Source organism: Chryseobacterium sp. NFX27 (genome assembly GCF_049887855.1).
Taxonomy (GTDB): Bacteria; Bacteroidota; Bacteroidia; order Flavobacteriales; family Weeksellaceae; genus Chryseobacterium.
Window position 1 is genome coordinate 225,788 of sequence record NZ_JAGEKK010000002.1, and the last position, 19,838, is coordinate 245,625.

Sequence of the window (19,838 nt, forward strand, 5' to 3'; positions counted from 1 at the left end):
AACAGATGACGACAGAAGAAAACTCGCACGAAAGTGAGAGCTTGAAAAAAGTCTCAGGACTTTATAAAGACTGGTTTCTGGACTATGCTTCCTATGTAATTCTGGATAGAGCGATTCCTTCCGTTTATGATGGGCTAAAGCCTGTTCAGAGACGGATCATGCACTCTATGCGGGAACTGGAGGACGGCCGTTACAATAAAGTAGCCAATATCGTAGGAAATACCATGAAATATCACCCTCATGGAGATGCTTCCATTACGGATGCCATGGTGCAGATCGGCCAGAAAGAACTCCTGATAGATACCCAGGGAAACTGGGGAAATATCTATACCGGAGACTCAGCAGCAGCGGCAAGATACATCGAGGCCAGGCTGACACCTTTCGCACTGGAAGTGGTCTTTAATCCTAAAACTACGGAATGGGCCAAATCCTATGACGGCAGAAACAATGAGCCTATTGATCTTCCTGTAAAATTTCCACTGCTGCTTGCACAAGGGGTAGAAGGGATTGGTGTGGGACTTTCTACGAAAATTCTGCCCCATAATTTCAATGAGCTTATCAACGCATCGGTTGCTCATTTAAAAGGAAAGAAATTTGAACTGTTTCCTGACTTTATGACCGCCGGTTACCTTGATGTTTCCGAATACAATGACGGCCACAGGGGCGGTAAGGTAAGAGCCAGAGCCAGAATTACCCAAACTGATAAGCACACGCTGGTAATTTCAGAACTTCCTTTCTCAAAAAATACAGGCGATCTGATTGATTCTATTCTGAAGGCCAACGAAAAAGGAAAGATCAAGATCAAAAAGATTGAAGACAATACTTCTGATACGGTAGAGATCCTCGTTCATCTTCACAATGATGTGTCGCCGGACAAAACCATAGATGCACTCTATGCATTTACAGACTGCCAGGTAACAATTTCTCCGAATGCATGCGTGATTGTAGGGGATAAGCCAATGTTTATGAATGTGTCCGATATCCTGAAAATGAATACGGAACACACGGTTTCACTGCTTAAGAAAGAGCTTGAAATTGAGCTTCACGAGCTTCAGGAAAGCTGGCATTTCTCTTCACTGGAAAGGATCTTTATCGAGAACAGGATCTATCATGATATTGAAGAGGTAAAGACCTGGGAAGATGTTATTAAAACCATTGATATGGGATTGAAGCCTCATACCAAACATCTTTTAAGAGCGGTAACAGAAGAGGATATTTTAAAACTGACTGAGATCAGGATCAAAAGGATTTCAAGATTCGATTTAGATAAATTTAAAGAAAATATAGCCGCTCTTGAGGGCAAAATAGAACAGGTAAAACACCATCTGGCCAACCTGATTGCTTATGCTATTGAGTATTATTTAAATATTCAGAAAAAATACGGAAAAGACAAGCAGAGAAAAACAGAGCTTAGAATTTTTGATACTATTGATGCTACCAAAGTAGCAGTGGCCAACGAAAAGTTCTATGCCAATTTTGAGGAAGGATTTATCGGGACATCACTGAAAAAAGATCAGTATCTGTTCGACTGCTCGGATATTGATGATATCATCATCTTCAGAAAAGACGGAACCATGAAGGTGGTAAAGGTGGATGCCAAAACATTCGTAGGAAAAGATATCCTGCACGTCGCCATATGGAAGAAAAACGATAAAAGAACGGTTTACAATATGATCTACCGCGAAGGCAGAGACGGGCCGTATTATATGAAACGTTTTTCTGTAACGGCGGTGACCAGGAATACGGATTATCCGCTGGCTTCTGATAAAAAAGGTTCGGAAACCCTGTATTTCTCGGCCAATCCTAACGGGGAAGCGGAAACAGTGACCGTCCTTTTAAAACCGAATCCAAGGATCAGGAAAAATAAAATGGAAATTGATTTCTCCGATCTTGCCATCAAAGGAAGAGATTCAAAAGGAAATCTGGTCACCAAATATTCCGTGAAAAAGGTCGATATGAAAGAGGAAGGTGTTTCTACGCTGGCTCCCAGAAAAATCTGGTTTGATGATACCGTGAGAAGACTGAATGCCGATGCAAGGGGAACTCTTCTGGGGAGTTTTAAAGGAGACGACAAAATTCTGACGATCAACACCAATGGTGAAGTGAAGCTGGTGTCTTTCGACCTTGGAAACCGTTTCGATGATGAATATCTGGTGCTGGAAAAATGGAAGCCGCAACAGCCGGTAACCTGTATTTACTACGACGGAGAGAAGGAAATGTATTTTATCAAGAGATTTTTGCTGGAAAATACAGCCAATATACAGACTTTCATGCCTTCGGAACACCCGAAATCATTTATTGAAAATGTAATCGTAGCAGACGGTGCTTCGGCGGAAATTATTTTTGCTAAAGATAAAGGTAAAGACCGTGATCCGGAAACCATACCTATTGACGAGTTCATTGCCGTAAAAGGAATAAAGGCTATTGGAAACCAGTTCACAAAATTTAAAGTAAAAACAATCAATATCAGCATTCCTGAGCCTGTAGAAGAAGAACCTGAAGTTTATGAGGAACCGGAAACAGGAGACGGTATTGTAGATGATGACCGGACTATCATCGGGGATCTGTTTGAAAACGGGGAACCAGAAAATTAAGAATTAAAATTATGAATATTCTCATCTTATTTATTATAATTACGGCCATTATCAGTTTTGTTGCCTTCAATAATCCAGGTATCACTGAGAAATATAAATTCAGTGTAGGAGCCATTCTGGGTAGAAAAGAATACATCCGTCTGCTTTCATCAGGGTTTCTGCATGCTGACATTATGCATCTGGTGTTTAATATGATGACACTGTATTTCTTTGGTCCCATTGTTATCCAGACTTTCGGAAATCTCGGTTTCACGATTGTATATCTGGGTTCCATATTGCTGGGGAATTTCCTCTCGCTTTACATTTACCAGAAACAGCCGTGGTATTCTGCAGTAGGGGCAAGTGGAGGCGTTTCGGGAATATTATTCGCATCTATAGCTATGATTCCTGATATCGGTATCTATATCTTCTTTATTCCGATTCCGGTTAAAGGGTATATTTTCGGACTGCTGTATTTTGGATATTCTGTGTATATGATGATGAACCCAAGACAGCACGATAATATCGGACATGCTGCCCATCTTGGAGGCGCGTTTTTCGGATTGGTTTATGCAGTGGCTGTAGCTCCGGATGCTGCCATACACAATGCGCTGTATCTGGGTATCATGTCGCTTCCGCTGATCTATCTGGGCTACGAAATTTTCGTCAGGAAAAGAATAGGATAAAAGATTATCTTTAATCAAAATATCAAGACCAATGAACACATCAGAATTAAACCGCTTCATCGTTGTATTAATCTATGGTTCATTGGTCTTGCTTTCTTTACTGAAACTGTCCAATCCTTTAAGGGTGAACAGAAAGGCCAATTTTTGGTTTGGGATATTTCTTTTTTTATGGTCTAGTTTCTGGCTGGATGAGGTTCTTACTTTGGTGAACGATGCTCCGGTAGAGGTTCACTCCATCATTTCCGTCCAGATAATCCAGTTTCTGACGCCAATCATATTTTATTTCAGTGTGTTACTTTATACCAATCCTTCATTTAAATTTAAAGTTTCAGATCTGAAATATCTGATTCTGCCTGTCATCTTTTGGATCAATATTATAGTAAAGCGCTTTGGAGAATTCGAAAACGATGCTGTTTTTAATTTTGTTTTTATAGGATTAATTCTTTTTCAGACCTTATTTTATACCAGTCTTTCCTATTTCACTATCCGGAAGCACAAAAAAAGGATCCAGCAGTTTTCTGCGAATACGGAAGGTATCAATCTGAACTGGCTGGAATATATTACGGTTATTATTTTCATCATCAACATTGTCTACGTAGTTTATAATTTATTCTATGATTCCACTGCACTGAATTTTTTCATTAACGGCGCTTTTCTGTTGGTTATTTATTTTGTTGGATATTATTCTTTAAAACAGAAAGAAATTTATCCCCTGGAAGAAAAACAGCGCGAAGAGTTGATCTCCATTGATGAAGATCCGGAAACCGAAGAAGTAAAGAAAAAGCTGATCTCCGATGACGAACTGATAAAGATTAAAAACCAGCTGGAAGAAATTATGGACAAGCAAAAGCCTTATCTGGACAGTGAACTCAATCTGATCCGTCTTTCTGAGCTCCTGTCTATTTCCACCCATCATCTGTCCTATGTGATCAATACCGGATTTAAAAAGAACTTTTTCCAGTACGTGAATGAATACAGAATAGAATATGCGAAGAAACTTCTTAAAGATCCTCACAGCAAACTGTCAATTTTAGGAATTGTCTATGAATCCGGATTCAATTCCAAAACTTCTTTCAATACTACTTTTAAAAAACTGACCGATCAGACTCCTTCTGAGTATAAAAATGGTTCGGGTTTATAAGTTTTAACGTTCTGTTTTAATTAATTGATTTAAGATCAATATATTACGGTTGTTTTCTTTTAACTGAAAAATAGGTTCACTCAGATAACCCTGAACATTCAATGATACTTTTCAGGATAGCTTTGCATCATAAAATTGTTTTATGGATACCAAAGAATCATATGCTGTAGTAACGGGAGCGAGTCAGGGACTGGGAAAAGCATTTGCTGAAAATCTGGCCAGTAAGAATATCAATGTTATTCTGGTAAGTCTTCCGGGACAGCATTTAAAGGAATTGTCCCAGTGGCTTGAAGAGGCCTATCAGATCAAAGCGCATTATTATGAAACAGACCTTTCCGTGAATGAAAATGTTATGAAGCTTACCGAATGGCTGAACCGGTCTTTTGAAATTCATATCCTGATCAATAATGCAGGACTTGGAGGCACGAAGAAATTTGTAGATGCTTCGCCATCTTATATCAATACCATTTTACAGGTGAATGTAGCCGCTACCTCACTGATTACCCATCAGCTGCTGCCCAATCTGCTGAGACAGCCCAAAGCGTATATTCTGAATGTATCCAGCATGGCCGCTTTTTCTCCCATAGGCTTTAAAACAGTGTATCCTGCTTCCAAAACCTTTATCCATTCCTTCTCAAGAGGACTCCATGAAGAGCTGAAAGACACCAATGTTTTTGTAAGTGTGGTAAATCCGGGAGCAATGAAAACCAACGTTGATGTCTGTAAAAGAATTGAAAAACAAGGCATTTTAGGAAAGCTTACCCTCCTGGATCCGAATAAGGTAGCAGTGTATTGCATCAGGCAACTTTTCAGAAAAGATTCCGTTATTATGGTGAATCCCATAAGCTGGCTGATCATGAAGATCCTGCCGATATGGATCAAACTGCCTCTGATGACCAGTGCCATTAAAAAAGAGATTGAAGCATGAAAAAAGTTTTTGTGACCGGAGCCACAGGGCTTCTGGGTACCAATACCATCATTAAATTATTAAAATATGATTATTCTGTTACTGCTCTGGTGCGTAAGAAAAGCAGCTGGATGGGCGAAGAAAATGAAAATTTCAGACTCATAGAAGGAGATCTTTTTTCAGATATTTCAGAACATCTGCAGGAGGTGAATACGGTTATCCATATTGCGGCTGAAACCAGTCAGGACCTGCTGCATTATGAAGACTATAGAAAGACGAATTATGACGCTGTGGTTCATCTGTTTGCTCAAACAGAGGCCGCCGGAGCAGAAAAATTCCTGTTCGTAAGTACGGCCAACACTTTAGGCTATGGAAATTCTGCGGTCTTGGGAAATGAAGAAGCTCCGCAGCGATATCCATTTACCCGTTCATACTATGCTAAAAGCAAACTGGAAACTGAGAATTACCTTTTGCAGCAGAGCAGGAAAACAAAAGTGGTTATTGTGAATCCTACTTTCATGATCGGCGCTTATGACCGCAAGCCAAGCTCAGGGAAAATCATTTTTTGGACATGGAATAAGAAGTTTGTTTTCTATCCAAAAGGCGGAAAAAATTTTGTTCATGCTGAAGACGTGGCCGAAGGAATTATAAAAGCCGTTGAAAAAGGAAAGGACGGTGAGAAATACCTGTTGGCTAATGAAAATCTTACTTACAGAGAGTTTTTCAGAAAAGTGAATACCATAACAGAGCAGACTCCCGTTATGATCCCGTTACCCAACTCAGCGTTGGCTGTATTGGGAATAATAGGAGATATGATGAGAAAACTGAAGATAAAAACGAGTCTGAGCTCTCCAAATATGAAAGCCTTAATAATCAATAATTATTACTCGAACCGGAAATCTTCAGAGGAATTAGGGCTTCGGTATCAACCTGTTGATAAGGCAGTTGAAGATGCGATCCGCTTTTTTGAAAAGAAAAAAGAGGAAGTTGAAATTGAAAGACCGATATAAATAACTGGAATATATAAAGTCCTGTTTATCCATCTGCTTCATCAGATCAACTTGTTGATCACATCTTTGCATTCTTTAATAAACAGTAAGAATAGCAAAACTTTGCGTTAAAAATATTCCCACAGATTTGGGGTATAAGAGCAGATGTATATTTTTTGAAATAGTTGTCAGTTTCCCAGCCTTTCCAAAGCATTTTCAAGTGTTTCAGTAAAGTTAATATGCTTCGTTTTATTGCTTTCAAAAATAAAATCTCTGATGCTTTTACTTTGATACTTTTCAAAATCTCCTACGATGGCAAGTCCTATACGGTAATTAGAGAACTTTTGCAGTATATCTCCCGCCATTTTGGTTTTAAGATCAAAGAATTCAGGAGTGATATTGTTTTCGTAAATGATTACCTTATCAAAGCCCTGATAATAAACATTTCCGAGAAGATCCAACCCATCCTGAGCAGACTGAATGATCATTTCATCGGAAACAATTTCGGCTATTTTAATTTCGTTGACAGAGTGTGCGATGATTTCCATGATTCAATTTTTATTTCTTTCCCATAATAAAACGGTCATTTTCAGATAAATCTTTGATCAGTTGGATTTCAGAGAAATATCCGGTATATAATTCAAGTGTTTCGGGGCCAAGTTTCTGATTGATTTCCAAAAATAAAAAGCCCTTGTTTTTCAGATGTTGTTGAGCATCTTCTGCAATTTTACGGTAGAAGATCAAAGCGTCCTGAACAGGGGAGAAGAGCGCCATTTTTGGCTCAAATTCCTTAACTGAATCAGCAATTTCAGTGTCCTCTTCAATTCCTATATAGGGAGGATTGGAAATGATAATATCATAACTTTCTGTTAATTCAAAGTTCAGATAATCCGCATGAATGAAATTGATCTCCAGCTGATGATGTTCTGCATTTCGCTTAGCCGTTTCCAAAGCTTTTTCAGAAAAATCAATGGATGAAATTTCTGCTCCGGGAAAATATTTTTTTAAGACCAGTGGAATCACACCGCTTCCGGTTCCGATATCCAGAATCTTTAAACCGTGAACATTTAATTCTGAATTTTTGATGGTATGAATTGCTATTTCAAGCAGCTCCTCCGTTTCAGGACGCGGAATAAGGACATGCTTATCCACAAAAAATACCATTCCGTAAAATTCTGTTTCCCCAAGGATTTGCTGATATGGTCTTCCGGTTTTTAAGTCTGAAACAGCCTGGATAAGTTGTTTTTCATCATCAATAAGAAGTTCCTGGTCCGTCAGTCTTCTCTGATGAAACGAGTCAAAACCTGTAATTTTCTGTATAAAAACACTGCATAAAAAAGAAGTTTCCGAATCGTTATAAAGTTCGGAAAGCTCAGTTTTAAAATATTTTTTGAATGCTGATATTGTCATTTATCTTGTGAAAACCAGTTTAGTGTCTGTAGATTTTTCCTCATCGATCAGATAACCTTCATAATTGAATGCCTTCACGTCATTCACGGTCTTGGCATTGGTCTCCGCACAAAATCTTACCATAAGGCCTCTTGCATGCTTGGTATAGACAACGATGGTTTTCAGTTTTCCGTCTTTTAATTCATAGAAATCAAAATCAATGACTTTATGATTTAATTTTTTCCTGTCAATTACTTTTCCATATTCATTGCTGGCCAGGTGAAGAAGGATTTCACCTTTTTTCATCTCGGAGTTCAACTGTTTTGTCACCTTTTCTCTCCAGAATTCATATAAATTTTTGTATTGATCGAATTCAAAGTGTCGTCCCATTTCCAGCCTGTAGAGCATTACTTTATCAGAAGGCTTCAGCAGACCGTACAATCCGGAAAGCATCCTGTGGTTTTTCTGTAAATAATCAACAGCATTTTTATCCAGAGTTTTTGCATCCAGCCCTCTGTAAACCTCTCCTGTAAAAGCAAATAGAGCAGGAGCAGATTCTTTTGCCGTTGGCTTAGCTTTCCATTTCTGGTTTCTTTCCCAGTTCTCATCGGCCAGTTTAGGTGATATTTCCATGAGTTCCGAAAGGTATTTCGGAGATTTATGCTTCAGATAAGACTGGATGAATGCAGCTTCTTCGATGAATTTTGGAGTTGTTGATCTTAATAAGTCGGTTGAATTCTCAACGTTCATCAGTTTCGCTGGAGAAGTTATAATTTTCATAATGTTAGAATACAGATAAATGTTTAGTATCAATAAAATTCATGATCATCATAGAGACAAAGTCGTACATAAAATGAGAGATGATCAGGATCTTAATGTTTGAATATTTTTTATAAAATAAAGCAAAAACGGTTCCGATAAAAAAAGGGACTACGACCTGGGCTACCGTTCCGTATGTGCTGTGTAAAATTCCAAATAACGCAGCAGAAACTAAAATGCCGAGATATTGGTTATTGTATATTTTTTCAATTCTTGGCTGAATATATCCCCGCATTAGAAATTCTTCTACAACACCTGCGGTAAGGCAGATAAAGACAATCAGCCAATAATTGTTCTTAAAAAGTGATGAGATCTGTATCAGCTTTCTGCTTATATCTTCCTGGACAAAAACCTGGATAATAAGGTTAAGAAAGGCACTGCCTAAAGCACAGATCAGATATAAATTAATAAAAGTTTTAATATAAAATAATACAGGATATTTTTTCTCTTTCCATAGCAGAAAAGGCATTTTTTCTACGGAGAAATTATAAAGAAAGACCAAAGCAAGAACCACCCAAAGAGCAATCCTGGTATAAAAAAAATTGGTTGATGTAATTCCCTTTATTCCTGTAATAAAGTAAATAACCGGAAAGATATAAAGCATCACCGCAGCAAGAAGTACAAAGGTAAAAAGAATACCTACTGCATATTTACCGTACCAACTCATACTTCAAAAACGATCGCTTTAACTTTCAAATTAAATAATTCCTTTTCCCTGACGGATAATTTCAGGTTCTCCTGAGGTAAGATCCACAATAGTGGAAGCTACATTGTCACCATATCCGGAATCGATGACAATATCCACCAGATGATCATACTTTTCAGCGATCAGTTCCGGATCTGTAGAATATTCAATGATTTCGTCATCGTCCTTTATAGATGTTGAAGCAATTGGATGGCCCAGTTTTTCCACAATAAGCTGCGGAATCGGATGGTCAGGAACACGGATACCAATGGTTTTATGATTTTTATACGCCAAAGGAAGGCTCTTGTTGGCATCCAGAATAAAGGTAAACGGTCCGGGAAGGTGGCTTTTCAGAAACCTGAAGACTGAGGTGTCAATAGGTCTTGTAAAATCTGAAAGATGACTCAGGTCGTTGCAGATAATCGAGAACTGAGACTTTTCCAGCTTGATTTTTTTGAGTTGGGCCAGTTTTTCCATGGCTTTTATGTCAAAAATATTACATCCCAGAGCATAGATCGTATCGGAAGGATAGATAATCAGTCCGCCGTTTTGTAAGGTTTTAATAACCTCATTCACAAGATTTTCCTGAGGGTTGTCAGGGTAAATTTTCAGTATTTTTGCCATAAAACAAAGATACAAATAATAAAATAGTTTTCATAAAAGTCCTTTATTTAAAAGAAAAATTAGGATTTTCAAAAAATAGCCGTATCTTTGCACTCACAATATCGCGGGATGGAGCAGTAGGTAGCTCGTCGGGCTCATAACCCGAAGGTCATCGGTTCGAGTCCGGTTCCCGCTACTAAGAAAGTGCTTTCGGTAAGCACTCTAAAAATACACCGCGGGATGGAGCAGTAGGTAGCTCGTCGGGCTCATAACCCGAAGGTCATCGGTTCGAGTCCGGTTCCCGCTACTAAATTAAGTACTTTCGGTAAGTACTCTAAAAATATACCGCGGGATGGAGCAGTAGGTAGCTCGTCGGGCTCATAACCCGAAGGTCATCGGTTCGAGTCCGGTTCCCGCTACTAAGTTAAGTGCTTTCGGTAAGCACTCTAAAAATACACCGCGGGATGGAGCAGTAGGTAGCTCGTCGGGCTCATAACCCGAAGGTCATCGGTTCGAGTCCGGTTCCCGCTACTAGACAAAAGAAGCAATAAATTATTGCTTCTTTTTGCTTTATATCTTTAATACATGAAATCGGAATGATCTGCAAATTAACAGAGAAGGTTTCAATTAAATATTAAGCAGTTTCAAGATCAGATTTCAATCCAGAAAAGTAGTTTGGCTTTTTACTCGATCGGTCATCTTTTTAGTTTTTTCGTTTCCATATTCATCATTCCCATAGTTTAACGGGCTCTATTATTTCTTCTGATTTCCTGATAACAATAGCATAAATCTCAATCGTTCTGTTTTTATTATGTGTTTGAAGGAATAATTTGAAATTTTTAATTGAAGAGTCCGTCTCACAACTTGTGAAAACGGACTCTTTTTTCTTTGAATTTAAAACAATTAGCAAATATCATATGTAGAGTTCACCGCAAAGGCTAACTCTCTAATAAACGCTTGGCTTCCATCTGGGTTATCAGATTGGAAAAAAACTGTATTTGTTGTTCCACATGAATTAGTATAGGAAACTGACCATGTTTGAAACATTAAAGCTAATGCTTTTTTTTGTTCTTGGGTAAGTTCCTTAACCTCTGTTGTTTTCTCTTGTTGTACCTCAGGCTTTGCTTCATCTTTTGGATTTGCAAAAGTAAATGCTGAAAGGGCTAATGCGCCCACAAAAAGTAATTTTTTCATAGACAAAATATTTAAAATTAAAGTTTAATCAAGAAAAGTGTTCATTTTTTTTAATCGATCTGACATTGTTTTTGTTCTGTCATTTCCGTTAGAATCCACAACCTTTAAATTTCCGTTATACATTGATGGGTTCTCGGTGTAATTTTTTCTCGCCTCTAAAAACTGTTGTTTAGATTTTGTTTTCACATCATTCCCATAATTTAATGGTTCGATTGATTCATTGGATTTTTTAATATCTGTTGCGTAAATTTCTATTGTCTTATTTTTATTATAGACTTCAAGAACCAACCCAGAAAGATCTTTAAATCGAAATGGTCCATCGGGAATGGTAATATCATTTGTAAACCAGGCAAAATAAATATCACCAGTGTCGGTTGTTGCTTTAGCTAATCGGGATTTAAAACCTTTTATATCCTTTGTGTCGTTTAAGATTTCCCACTGCAACTTTGGCTCCTCATAAGTAAATATGTATTTACCAACTGGAAGGGACACAAATAAATTTTCTTTTGTTTTATACACGCTTCCAACTGATTTAGGATATTTAGGAATTGCACCTGCACTTGTACTTATCGTTTCTTTTGATGTTCCGTTATAAAATGCTTTAGCTTCTCTACTAAAATAAACTGATTCCACATTATTGCACAGTAAAGTTGAAGCATAAATATTTACCTTGTCTCTGTTAAGGCTGTCGGAAATCAGTTTGGTTTCATAGTTAACTTCAATGACAGCCTTATTATTTTGTGCTAAAATAAAACTTGGGATTAAGCAAAATGAATATAATATCTTTTTCATTTATCTATTTATTATAATGCAATGTACAATATAAAACTTATTCACAATTACGGGAACTCATGTTTTCTAAAACTTTTTTGTTATGTATAATTCAACAAAGGGAAATGAAATTTTTGAGTGAAATATTTTTTATTTTTATAGAAGCTCGAGAAAAATATTCATTCAAGAAAAATATTTTTACAAGAAAAATGAAAGATTTTATTGAAAACTGCATACTTATTTCAACGTCGGGATGATGAATGAAACAATTTCATCAAGGATACAAAACCTATTCTTTATTTTTCCATAGCTTATATTTCGCCTTCATGCAGTGTCCACATGGGCGGTACTTATTTTCTATTGCTTCTTTTTCAGATTTAAAAAAGACCCTGTTTTCCTGTTTCATCCTCTTACCGGAAGAGCAGTGGAGCATTCCGTAAATTTTTAGTCTACGGTTTCCCCCGAATTTAATTTCCCCGCTTCTGATCCGGCTTCTTAAAACATCGGGAGATAGTTCAGTATGCTGCTCCATTTGTTAACTGACGGCATCATGAAAAATAATTCCCAATGTACAACGGCTGCCTTCTTTTACTTCACTCACACCGTGCTTCATATTTACTCTGTAATATCCTTTAGCTCCTTTTTCAGGTTTAAAATTGGTGGTAAAAATCAAAGCATCACCTTTCTTAGGATGGAGGACAATAATTTTGGACTGTGCTCTGGGAATCTGTTGGGTAAGGACAAATTCTCCGCCAGTAAAATCTTTTTCGGGCTCATTTAACATCAAAACGAGTTGAATTGGAAAGTAAATATCTCCGTAAAGATCCTGATGTAAAGTATTAAAACCTCCCTTTCCATATTTTAAAATTAAAGGAGTTGCTTTCCGCTGGCCGTTGTCATGGCACTGCTGAAGTAATGCCGTATGCTCCAATGGGAAATCCATATCAATCCTAAGTACCTTAAACCAAGCATTGGCAACAGGAACCAGATGCGGATATATGCTTGTTCTTATTGTTTGAATCAAATCTGGCAACGGATAATTAAAGTATTTATACTCACCCAATCCAAAACGGTGGCGGGCCATAACAACCGTTTTGCGGTATAAGTCCACGTTGTCATAATCTGATTTTAATGCTTCGCATTCATTATCTGATAATAAACCGGGTATCACGGCATATCCTTTTTGATGCAGGGCTTCAGTGACGTCTTGCCAGTCTATATTTTCAATTCTCCGGATGATGTTCTTCATTATTTTACATTTTATAATGCAAATTTCTGAAGCTCATTGCTTTTATAAAATCCGGAACATGCTGTATTTTTTGACTGACTTAAAATCTATTGATCATCAGAAACGATCCAAAGCTGTTTTTAAAAAATCTACTGTTATTTCTAATTCCTTCTCATCCATTGAAGCAAAACCAAACCGGAAAGCATTCAGTTTTTCATCAGTGCGTAAAATTTTTAACTGTGGAATCTCTATTAAATGGCGTACTGGATACTCAGGTGACAATCTGATCCAGAAAGCCATTCCGCCAGATGGCAGAGCATAGGAAATATATGGACTTAATCTGTTTTTCAATAAACCGTCCAGAAAGTCTCTGCGTTGATGGTAGATCTTTTTTGCCTTTTTAAGATGCCGTTTAAGCTCACCTTCCCTGATCAGAAAAGCCACCGCATTTTGCATATAGCCGTCACCACCTACGTCAATGATTTTCCGTAATGCTGTGCATTGCTCAATAAAGTTTGTTGGAGCCACCATAAAACCGATTCTGAGAGAAGGATCCAGGATTTTGGAGAAAGATCCGATATAAATAATATTTCCATTATGGCCGCTTCCAGCCAGAGGAAGATACGGTGAAGAGTTATAATGGTAATCATAGTCATAATCGTCTTCAATAATTGCAAAAGAATAGGTAGCCGCCAGCTCCTGCAGTTTCATTCTCCTGGCAGCGCTGAGCGTGACTGTGGTAGGATAATGATGGTGGGGAATAACGTAAACCGCACTAATCTTTTTCTTTTTACAGATCAGTTCAACATCTTCGGTGTTAATGCCGTTCTCATCCACAGGTACTTCTATAAGCTTTGCACCGGTCTGCTCAAATGCAGCATTGGCAGCCGGATAATTGGGCGATCCTACAATGACATAGGTATCAGGTCCCAGAATAAGCTGTGCGGCAAGATAAATGCTCATCTGTGCACCATGAGTAATCAGTATGTTTTCTGAACTTATAGTAAGACCTCTTGTTTCGCAAAGGTAATGGGCCAGCTCTTCCCGAAGCCTTGAAGTGCCTTGTTCTGTCCCGATATTGGCATTTTTGATGGTGTGTCTTTTGGATGTGTACGAACGATAGGTTTTCAAAAGCTCATCAATTGGTGAAAGCCTTACATCAGGATGTCCGTCGTCAATAATGATTTCAGGAAGCAATCCAGATCGTGATTTTTCTATTTCTTCATCAATCCGTCTGAACGGAAGACTGAAGCTGTTTTCGTAAGAAGGGACTGCATCCGCTGCGTTCCATCGTTGAGGCTTCAGTAATGGGATATGGTCGGATACAGCAGTGTATTTTCTTGGAATGATCGTAATCCACCCCTGCGCATGTAATTCATCATAGGCTGCAATGACTGTTTTGCGATGTATTCCCAATGCTTTTGAAAGTTCCCGGGTTCCGGGAAGATGATAACGTGGTTTTAGCACACCGTTTCTTATGGCTGTAATAATAGAAACCGCGATCTGTCTGTAAACTGCAATTTTGTTTTCTTTATCAATGTTGATGATGTGTTCGAATGGAAGCATGCTGGACTATCAGTTGTTTAATATCTGGAGTACAAATGTAGTCCTATTTCAAAATACTTTTGCATTGTTAATTTTAAAATAATTAAAGAGATGAATTACACAATTAAGAAAGCAGGCCTTGAAGACCTGAACGAAACTGCAGAACTCTTCAACCTTTACCGCATTTTTTACCGTCAGGAATCTGATGTAGAAAAAGGGAAAATATTCCTTAAAGAAAGATTTCTGAATAATGAATCAGATATTTTTCTGGCATTTGCTGATGGAAAAGCCATAGGTTTTGTACAGCTCTATAAGTTGTTCCATTACACAAGACTGCAGAAACAATGGCTTTTAAGTGATCTTTTTGTACATCCGGATTACAGAGGAAAAGGAATTTCCGTAGGGCTTATAGACCGGAGTAAACAATGGTGTGAAGAAACGGATGCCTGTGGATTGATGCTTGAAACAGAAAAAAGCAATGATATCGGAAATGCCTTGTATCCGCGTTGTGGATTTGAGTATGACGGGCTTCACAATTATTATCACTGGTGGAAGTAGGGTATAGCAATCAGCAGATGAACATACATCATCAGATCATGCCATCAATTATACTGTTATCTCAAAGTAGTATTACTTCTACAAAGTGCTTTATTTAATTCTACAGTATATTTTTTACCGGAATAGATCTGAAGCTTACTTTTGTATTGCTCTTACTGATCAGGAAACTGGAGTCAGAGTTTATTTATGTTAAAGATCTCCGCCTCATTTTTCTACTTTTTCTGAATGTTTTTATGAATAGTGCATAACATTCCGGCGGAGACTTTTTCATAACACACCTGATTTTTCATCAGAATATAATAATGATTAATGTATTGTATATATTCTAACTAAAAAGAGAACCGCATTTGCAGTTCTCTTTTTTATGTAAGTTTGAGCAATCTGATGATGTTTCTGGGCCGGGAAATTGTAATGTATGTATTTAAAACAAAAATCCTGCTTTAAAAAGCAGGATTTCTTATTGTTTAGATTAATATTTTATTGAGCCAATTGACCGTAAGGCGTAAGCTTGTTATCCTCAGACATGGTCTGTTCCAAAAACTCTTTTTTCTGCCCACTTTTCATTCTTCCTGCCGCATCACTGGCACTGAAATAAGCTTCACTTAATTTTGTACTGATTTCTGCCGGCTTGAAATCAAATTTTGTATCCCCTTCCACACCAAGGTATCCGTTCTTTCTTGTAAGGTTTGAGATATAATTGTTGTAGTTGATGAATGTATTTCTTAGGTACTGCGTATGATATTCCATACATTTTTTAGCTTTCTTGGAAGAATTGTTAAGGATACAGTTCTTCATATTATTTCTGTACAGGAACCATTCAGATTCCAGAATACCATATTCTTTTCCTAAAGCAGTCTTTCCGTTGGCAACGATATTGTTGTCACCTTCCTTATCAGCGATAGCCTGAAGGTGCTTGATTACCAATGGAACAGTGTTTTCGATCTTCGTTTTCGTTTCCTTTAAGATACTGAGGTCTGCAGCCGGAGAATTTTTCTTTTGAGCTGTAGTCACATTAAAAATAAGCAGTAATAGTACAATCAATAAGTTATATCTTTTCATGAGAAATTTTTAAAGCACTAAAATAAATATATTTTCTCACTTTAAACAAATTCATTTTAATTTTATTTAATAAAAATTAACAAGTTTTAAGAATTTATGGCTTTATGCTGACTTTTTATGTAGATTAAACAGGCAATAAAAGAGGTATATTAAAAATTTAACATATTTTAATATAATTTATTACATTGATTATCAGTTGATTATATTAATTGATCTTTTATCACTAAAAAAATAGTTGTTTGATTCGATTTTATTTCTACATTTGTATAACTAATTTCTTAGTGATATAGAATTTTATCAAATGATATATCATTTTAATGATAATGAACAGGATATGAAAATTCAGAATTTAACAAAAGCAGAAGAACAGGTGATGCAGTATTTATGGAAACTCGAGAAAGGTTTTCTGAAAGATATTCTGGACCTTTTTCCGGAACCAAAACCCCATACCAATACCGTTTCTACCATTTTAAAAGTATTAAAGGACAAAGAATTTGTAGACTATCATGTATATGGAAGGCAGCATGAATATTTCCCGTTGATTACCAAAGAACAGTATTCCGGGAAAACCATGAAAAGTCTTGTAAAAAATTATTTCAAAGGTTCTTATAAAAGTGCCGTTTCTTTCCTGGTAGAAAAGAATGAAATGACCGTGGAAGACCTCGAAATGCTTCTGAACGAACTCAAAAAGAAAAACTAACTGATCATGGAAACTGTGTTTTTATACTTGGGAAAAGTAATTGTATGCTCCGGTGTAATGTTTTTATATTATCAGTTGTCTTTAAAAGACAAGACATTTCATCATTATAACAGATTTTATCTCCTGTTTGCAATGGTCGTATCCCTGCTGTTGCCCCTGATCAGGGTAGATGATTTTACAATAGAAGTAAATAGTGATATGTATTTGCTCCTAGATAAGATACAGAATTTTAATACAGAAAAAAACATAGACAATGGCCACATTTATTTTAGAATTATTTTTTCAGCTTTGGGACTGGTTTCTCTCTATTTTATAGGGAAGCTGATTTTTGGGATCCTCAAGATCCAGAAGCTTAAAAAGCAGTTTCAAAAAGAAAGTTTTGACGGGATCAACTTTTACCGTACAGACCTGACAGAAGCACCGTTTTCATATTTTAAAAATCTTTTCTGGAAAAACACCATCACATTGAATTCTGATGTGGGAGAACAGATTTTAAAACATGAGATGGTTCATATTGAACAGAAACATTCATTCGATAAGATCTTTATTGAGATCATTACCTCTGTTTTCTGGTTCAATCCGTTTTTTCATATCATTAAAAAAGAGATCAGTCTGATCCACGAATACCTGGCCGATAAAAAGGCCGTAAAACAATCGGATACCAAAGCATTTGCGCAGATGCTTTTAGTAAGCCACTTTTCCGGAACACAGTTGCCTGCTGCCAGTCCGTTTCTCAGTTCAAATCTAAAAAAACGACTCAAAATGTTACAAAAACCAAAAACCAAATTCGGATATGCGCGGAGAATTTTTGCATTACCGGTTTTATTTTCAGTAGCTTTCGCCTATATGGTGAATGCCAAGAACAAAGAAATTAAAGAAACCAATACAGCGATTAAAGAAGCCGTTTCTCAGATCAAAAGAGATACCATAACCCCTAAGGAAACTGAAAAAAGAGAAATCATAAGCCCAAAATTCTTCAAAGAATCTTACAGTGAGAAAGAAATAGCAGAACTTGGAAAGAAAATAGAAGAGAAAAGTAAAGCTTTAAAATCCCTGAAGCCGGAAAGCAAAGAATTTCAGCAGAAAGTGGATGAAATCAGTGAGCTTTCAGGTGAAATAGGAAGAATTACCAATTCTGATGATTTTAAAATGGCTTTTACCATTCCCCATGCAGAAGCAAAAAGAATAAATGATTTCTTCAAATCTGATGAGTGGAAAAACAAGACTAAAGCCCTTGAGGAACTTGACGTGGAAATGCCGGATCTTTCAAATTTAGATATAGACTTCCCGGACGTTCCGGAACCTCCTGCAGCTCCCAATGCTCCGAGGGTAAGGGTAATGAAATTTAACAATATTCAAAATTGGGATTCAGGAGATTCGAAAGTATCAAGAAAAGCAATCAGAGAAAGGAAAGCAGCCAGTAAGAGAGCAGAAAAGGCGAGCATCGAAGCCATGAAATTAAGCGAAAAGGCCAGAGAAATGGGAGAGAAAGCCAGAATTGAAGCCATGAAAGCAGGAGATTTCGGAAGAATACACGGCGAAGCCGCAAGAATAGCAGGTGAGCAGGCCAGAATAGCCGGTGAAAGAGCTAGGCTTGAAGGAGAAAAAGCAAGAAAAGCAGGTGAAAAAGCCAGACTGGATGCCTTAAAGGGAGCTAAAGGAAATGTTTATTTTTACAAAAGTACCAATACTGTTCAACCGGGTTCACTAAACAGAACCATGGAGCTGCAAGCAGATTATATTAAGAAAGATGCCAACGGAATGATTGCGATGAATGGCGTGAAAAAGTTCAAAGTGAATGGCTGGGACGATACTAAGATTTTCCTGGATGGAAGAGAAATAACCAAAAGTGAAATGGATGCAGTAAAACCCGAAAATATCGCAAGCATTACCATTAACAAAGAAAATGGAGCGAATATCAGACGTGGCGAAATAAGAATTCAGACAAAAAAATAAGTATCATTAAGCTTTGTCAATGTTATTGGCAGAGCTTTTTTATTATTAAATTCAAATTATGATGAAAACTAAAATTTTATTTTTTTTGCTTCTGGGCATACTATCCCAAGCCCAGACCAACAGGTTTTTTTATGAATATAAATTCATTCCCGATTCCAATAATAAAGAAGACGTGAAAAAGGAAATGATGCTTTTGGATATCAATAAAACCGGATCATCCTATTACAGCCACGATAAATTTGTTTCAGATTCCACTTCCGCGGCAGAGGTGCAGAAACAGATAAATTCAGGCAGTGGCAATATCAGTATCAACAGAAGAGAAAAACCCGGTCAGGTATCTTATAAAGTGACAAAAAGCTACCCCGATTTCAAAACTTATCTTTTCACAACGATAAGTACAGACAAATATAAAGTAGTGGAAGATAAAAGGCCTGAATGGAAAATTCTTCCTGAAAAACAGAAAATAGGGGAGTACAACGCCCAGAAAGCTGTTACAAGCTATGGCGGAAGAGAATGGACTGCCTGGTTTTCGGCAGATATTCCTTTTCAGGACGGACCCTATAAATTCTATGGCCTTCCGGGGCTTATCGTAAAGATGGAGGATGCAACAGGCTCACATATCATGACACTGGTAGGAAATAAAACGATACAGAATCCTTCAGAGGAAAAAGACGCACAACTTCCGGATAATATCAGAATAATGGGAATGGGCGGAAAAGAACTTGAAATCACAAAAGACCAGTATAAAAAAGTATGGAAAGCCTACGTAAATGATCCAACTAAAAATATGAGAGAAATGTTGATGAGAAATGGAGGCGATTCAAATACAAAAGTAGCCTTTAAAATGAAAACTCCAGACGGAAAAGAGCTGTCAGACCCCAACCAGGTCTTCAAGGAAATGGAAAAAAGAACCAAAGAATCGCTTCAGAAAAATAACAACCCGATCGAACCTGATCTGGTGAAGTAATCTGCATAATTTTTTAATAGAGAACAGAATGGTTATTAATGACTATTCTGTTTTTTTGTTATTGTCCG

20 protein-coding genes and 4 tRNA genes are annotated in these 19,838 nt (G+C 37.2%); 13 read left to right on the top strand and 11 right to left on the bottom strand.

Annotated features, from left to right (window positions below):
* Positions 1–5: 5 nt before the first annotated feature.
* From J4Q03_RS03600 to J4Q03_RS03620, 5 genes are all read left to right on the top strand, one after another.
* Entirely contained in the window at positions 6–2,594 is a 2,589-nt protein-coding gene (locus J4Q03_RS03600; RefSeq protein WP_426046845.1) for a DNA gyrase/topoisomerase IV subunit A, read from the top strand.
* Between the two features lie 11 nt (positions 2,595–2,605).
* Entirely contained in the window at positions 2,606–3,259 is a 654-nt protein-coding gene (locus tag J4Q03_RS03605; protein ID WP_426046846.1) for a rhomboid family intramembrane serine protease, read from the top strand.
* A 31-nt stretch (positions 3,260–3,290) separates the two neighbouring features.
* Positions 3,291–4,400 carry a helix-turn-helix domain-containing protein gene (locus J4Q03_RS03610; protein WP_426046847.1) on the top strand — a complete coding sequence of 370 codons (1,110 nt, stop codon included), beginning with the start codon at positions 3,291–3,293 and terminating at the stop codon, positions 4,398–4,400.
* Between the two features lie 142 nt (positions 4,401–4,542).
* Entirely contained in the window at positions 4,543–5,328 is a 786-nt protein-coding gene (locus J4Q03_RS03615; protein WP_426046848.1) for an SDR family NAD(P)-dependent oxidoreductase, read from the top strand.
* Positions 5,325–6,317, top strand: coding sequence for an NAD-dependent epimerase/dehydratase family protein (locus tag J4Q03_RS03620; protein ID WP_426046849.1), 993 nt, complete (start codon positions 5,325–5,327; stop codon positions 6,315–6,317). The genes J4Q03_RS03615 and J4Q03_RS03620 overlap by 4 nt, the downstream gene beginning before the upstream one ends.
* A 167-nt stretch (positions 6,318–6,484) precedes the next feature.
* On the opposite strand, the gene J4Q03_RS03625 is transcribed toward J4Q03_RS03620, so the two are convergent.
* From J4Q03_RS03625 to J4Q03_RS03645, 5 genes are read right to left on the bottom strand one after another with little or no spacing between them, the layout of a single operon-like run.
* Positions 6,485–6,844 (bottom strand): DUF4180 domain-containing protein, encoded by a 360-nt coding sequence (locus J4Q03_RS03625; protein WP_426046850.1) that lies wholly within the window; start codon positions 6,842–6,844, stop codon positions 6,485–6,487.
* Positions 6,845–6,854: 10 nt separating this feature from the next.
* The gene (gene prmC, locus J4Q03_RS03630) at positions 6,855–7,706 is read right to left on the bottom strand and encodes a peptide chain release factor N(5)-glutamine methyltransferase (RefSeq protein ID WP_426046851.1); all 852 of its coding nucleotides are present in this window, start codon (positions 7,704–7,706) and stop codon (positions 6,855–6,857) included.
* Positions 7,707–8,465, bottom strand: a complete 759-nt coding sequence (gene yaaA, locus J4Q03_RS03635; protein ID WP_426046852.1) for a peroxide stress protein YaaA — start codon at positions 8,463–8,465, stop codon at positions 7,707–7,709. It lies immediately after the preceding gene.
* A 4-nt stretch (positions 8,466–8,469) separates the two neighbouring features.
* Complete coding sequence (locus tag J4Q03_RS03640) at positions 8,470–9,171, bottom strand: CPBP family intramembrane glutamic endopeptidase (protein ID WP_426046853.1); 702 nt, start codon at positions 9,169–9,171, stop codon at positions 8,470–8,472.
* Positions 9,172–9,201: 30 nt separating this feature from the next.
* Positions 9,202–9,813 (bottom strand): L-threonylcarbamoyladenylate synthase, encoded by a 612-nt coding sequence (locus tag J4Q03_RS03645; protein ID WP_116010546.1) that lies wholly within the window; start codon positions 9,811–9,813, stop codon positions 9,202–9,204.
* A gap of 102 nt (positions 9,814–9,915) precedes the next feature.
* Here J4Q03_RS03645 and J4Q03_RS03650 point away from each other — a divergent pair.
* The 4 genes from J4Q03_RS03650 to J4Q03_RS03665 all read left to right on the top strand — a co-directional run bounded on the left by J4Q03_RS03650 (position 9,916) and on the right by J4Q03_RS03665 (position 10,323).
* Positions 9,916–9,988: transfer RNA gene (locus J4Q03_RS03650), tRNA-Met, on the top strand.
* A gap of 38 nt (positions 9,989–10,026) precedes the next feature.
* A tRNA-Met gene (locus tag J4Q03_RS03655) sits at positions 10,027–10,099 on the top strand.
* A gap of 39 nt (positions 10,100–10,138) precedes the next feature.
* A tRNA-Met gene (locus tag J4Q03_RS03660) sits at positions 10,139–10,211 on the top strand.
* A gap of 39 nt (positions 10,212–10,250) precedes the next feature.
* Positions 10,251–10,323 (top strand) — tRNA-Met (locus J4Q03_RS03665).
* Positions 10,324–10,695: 372 nt separating this feature from the next.
* On the opposite strand, the gene J4Q03_RS03670 is transcribed toward J4Q03_RS03665, so the two are convergent.
* From J4Q03_RS03670 to J4Q03_RS03690, 5 genes are all read right to left on the bottom strand, one after another.
* Positions 10,696–10,986 carry a hypothetical protein gene (locus J4Q03_RS03670; protein WP_426046854.1) on the bottom strand — a complete coding sequence of 97 codons (291 nt, stop codon included), beginning with the start codon at positions 10,984–10,986 and terminating at the stop codon, positions 10,696–10,698.
* A 24-nt stretch (positions 10,987–11,010) separates the two neighbouring features.
* Complete coding sequence (locus J4Q03_RS03675) at positions 11,011–11,778, bottom strand: GLPGLI family protein (RefSeq protein WP_426046855.1); 768 nt, start codon at positions 11,776–11,778, stop codon at positions 11,011–11,013.
* Positions 11,779–12,046: 268 nt separating this feature from the next.
* On the bottom strand, positions 12,047–12,289 hold the full coding sequence (locus J4Q03_RS03680) for an Ada metal-binding domain-containing protein (protein ID WP_426046856.1): 243 nt from the start codon (positions 12,287–12,289) through the stop codon (positions 12,047–12,049).
* 3 nt (positions 12,290–12,292) lie between these two features.
* Positions 12,293–13,006, bottom strand: coding sequence for a 2OG-Fe(II) oxygenase (locus J4Q03_RS03685; protein ID WP_426046857.1), 714 nt, complete (start codon positions 13,004–13,006; stop codon positions 12,293–12,295).
* 96 nt (positions 13,007–13,102) lie between these two features.
* The gene (locus J4Q03_RS03690) at positions 13,103–14,551 is read right to left on the bottom strand and encodes a PLP-dependent aminotransferase family protein (RefSeq protein ID WP_426046858.1); all 1,449 of its coding nucleotides are present in this window, start codon (positions 14,549–14,551) and stop codon (positions 13,103–13,105) included.
* Between the two features lie 90 nt (positions 14,552–14,641).
* Between J4Q03_RS03690 and J4Q03_RS03695 the strand changes: the two genes are divergently transcribed.
* Entirely contained in the window at positions 14,642–15,088 is a 447-nt protein-coding gene (locus tag J4Q03_RS03695) for a GNAT family N-acetyltransferase (protein WP_426046859.1), read from the top strand.
* A gap of 477 nt (positions 15,089–15,565) precedes the next feature.
* Here the strand turns inward: J4Q03_RS03695 and J4Q03_RS03700 are convergent, their stop codons facing one another.
* Positions 15,566–16,147 (bottom strand): hypothetical protein, encoded by a 582-nt coding sequence (locus tag J4Q03_RS03700; RefSeq protein WP_306843066.1) that lies wholly within the window; start codon positions 16,145–16,147, stop codon positions 15,566–15,568.
* Positions 16,148–16,481: 334 nt separating this feature from the next.
* Between J4Q03_RS03700 and J4Q03_RS03705 the strand changes: the two genes are divergently transcribed.
* From J4Q03_RS03705 to J4Q03_RS03715, 3 genes are read left to right on the top strand one after another with little or no spacing between them, the layout of a single operon-like run.
* Positions 16,482–16,847 (top strand): BlaI/MecI/CopY family transcriptional regulator, encoded by a 366-nt coding sequence (locus tag J4Q03_RS03705; protein ID WP_306843065.1) that lies wholly within the window; start codon positions 16,482–16,484, stop codon positions 16,845–16,847.
* Positions 16,848–16,853: 6 nt separating this feature from the next.
* A complete protein-coding gene (locus tag J4Q03_RS03710; protein ID WP_426046860.1) occupies positions 16,854–18,803 on the top strand; it encodes a M56 family metallopeptidase in 1,950 nt (649 codons plus the stop codon).
* 58 nt (positions 18,804–18,861) lie between these two features.
* Entirely contained in the window at positions 18,862–19,770 is a 909-nt protein-coding gene (locus J4Q03_RS03715) for a GLPGLI family protein (RefSeq protein WP_426046861.1), read from the top strand.
* The last annotated feature ends 68 nt before the right edge of the window (positions 19,771–19,838 follow it).

Coding starts and splice junctions, on each gene's coding strand:
- J4Q03_RS03605 (WP_426046846.1), top strand. CDS start 2,606: ATGAATATTCTCATCTTATTTATTATAATTACGGCCATTATCAGTTTT.
- J4Q03_RS03620 (WP_426046849.1), top strand. CDS start 5,325: ATGAAAAAAGTTTTTGTGACCGGAGCCACAGGGCTTCTGGGTACCAAT.
- J4Q03_RS03670 (WP_426046854.1), bottom strand. CDS start 10,986: ATGAAAAAATTACTTTTTGTGGGCGCATTAGCCCTTTCAGCATTTACT.
- J4Q03_RS03695 (WP_426046859.1), top strand. CDS start 14,642: ATGAATTACACAATTAAGAAAGCAGGCCTTGAAGACCTGAACGAAACT.
- J4Q03_RS03690 (WP_426046858.1), bottom strand. CDS start 14,551: ATGCTTCCATTCGAACACATCATCAACATTGATAAAGAAAACAAAATT.
- J4Q03_RS03680 (WP_426046856.1), bottom strand. CDS start 12,289: ATGGAGCAGCATACTGAACTATCTCCCGATGTTTTAAGAAGCCGGATC.
- J4Q03_RS03645 (WP_116010546.1), bottom strand. CDS start 9,813: ATGGCAAAAATACTGAAAATTTACCCTGACAACCCTCAGGAAAATCTT.
- J4Q03_RS03710 (WP_426046860.1), top strand. CDS start 16,854: ATGGAAACTGTGTTTTTATACTTGGGAAAAGTAATTGTATGCTCCGGT.
- J4Q03_RS03615 (WP_426046848.1), top strand. CDS start 4,543: ATGGATACCAAAGAATCATATGCTGTAGTAACGGGAGCGAGTCAGGGA.
- J4Q03_RS03705 (WP_306843065.1), top strand. CDS start 16,482: ATGAAAATTCAGAATTTAACAAAAGCAGAAGAACAGGTGATGCAGTAT.
- J4Q03_RS03675 (WP_426046855.1), bottom strand. CDS start 11,778: ATGAAAAAGATATTATATTCATTTTGCTTAATCCCAAGTTTTATTTTA.
- J4Q03_RS03610 (WP_426046847.1), top strand. CDS start 3,291: ATGAACACATCAGAATTAAACCGCTTCATCGTTGTATTAATCTATGGT.
- J4Q03_RS03600 (WP_426046845.1), top strand. CDS start 6: ATGACGACAGAAGAAAACTCGCACGAAAGTGAGAGCTTGAAAAAAGTC.
- J4Q03_RS03715 (WP_426046861.1), top strand. CDS start 18,862: ATGATGAAAACTAAAATTTTATTTTTTTTGCTTCTGGGCATACTATCC.
- prmC (WP_426046851.1), bottom strand. CDS start 7,706: ATGACAATATCAGCATTCAAAAAATATTTTAAAACTGAGCTTTCCGAA.
- yaaA (WP_426046852.1), bottom strand. CDS start 8,465: ATGAAAATTATAACTTCTCCAGCGAAACTGATGAACGTTGAGAATTCA.
- J4Q03_RS03625 (WP_426046850.1), bottom strand. CDS start 6,844: ATGGAAATCATCGCACACTCTGTCAACGAAATTAAAATAGCCGAAATT.
- J4Q03_RS03640 (WP_426046853.1), bottom strand. CDS start 9,171: ATGAGTTGGTACGGTAAATATGCAGTAGGTATTCTTTTTACCTTTGTA.
- J4Q03_RS03700 (WP_306843066.1), bottom strand. CDS start 16,147: ATGAAAAGATATAACTTATTGATTGTACTATTACTGCTTATTTTTAAT.
- J4Q03_RS03685 (WP_426046857.1), bottom strand. CDS start 13,006: ATGAAGAACATCATCCGGAGAATTGAAAATATAGACTGGCAAGACGTC.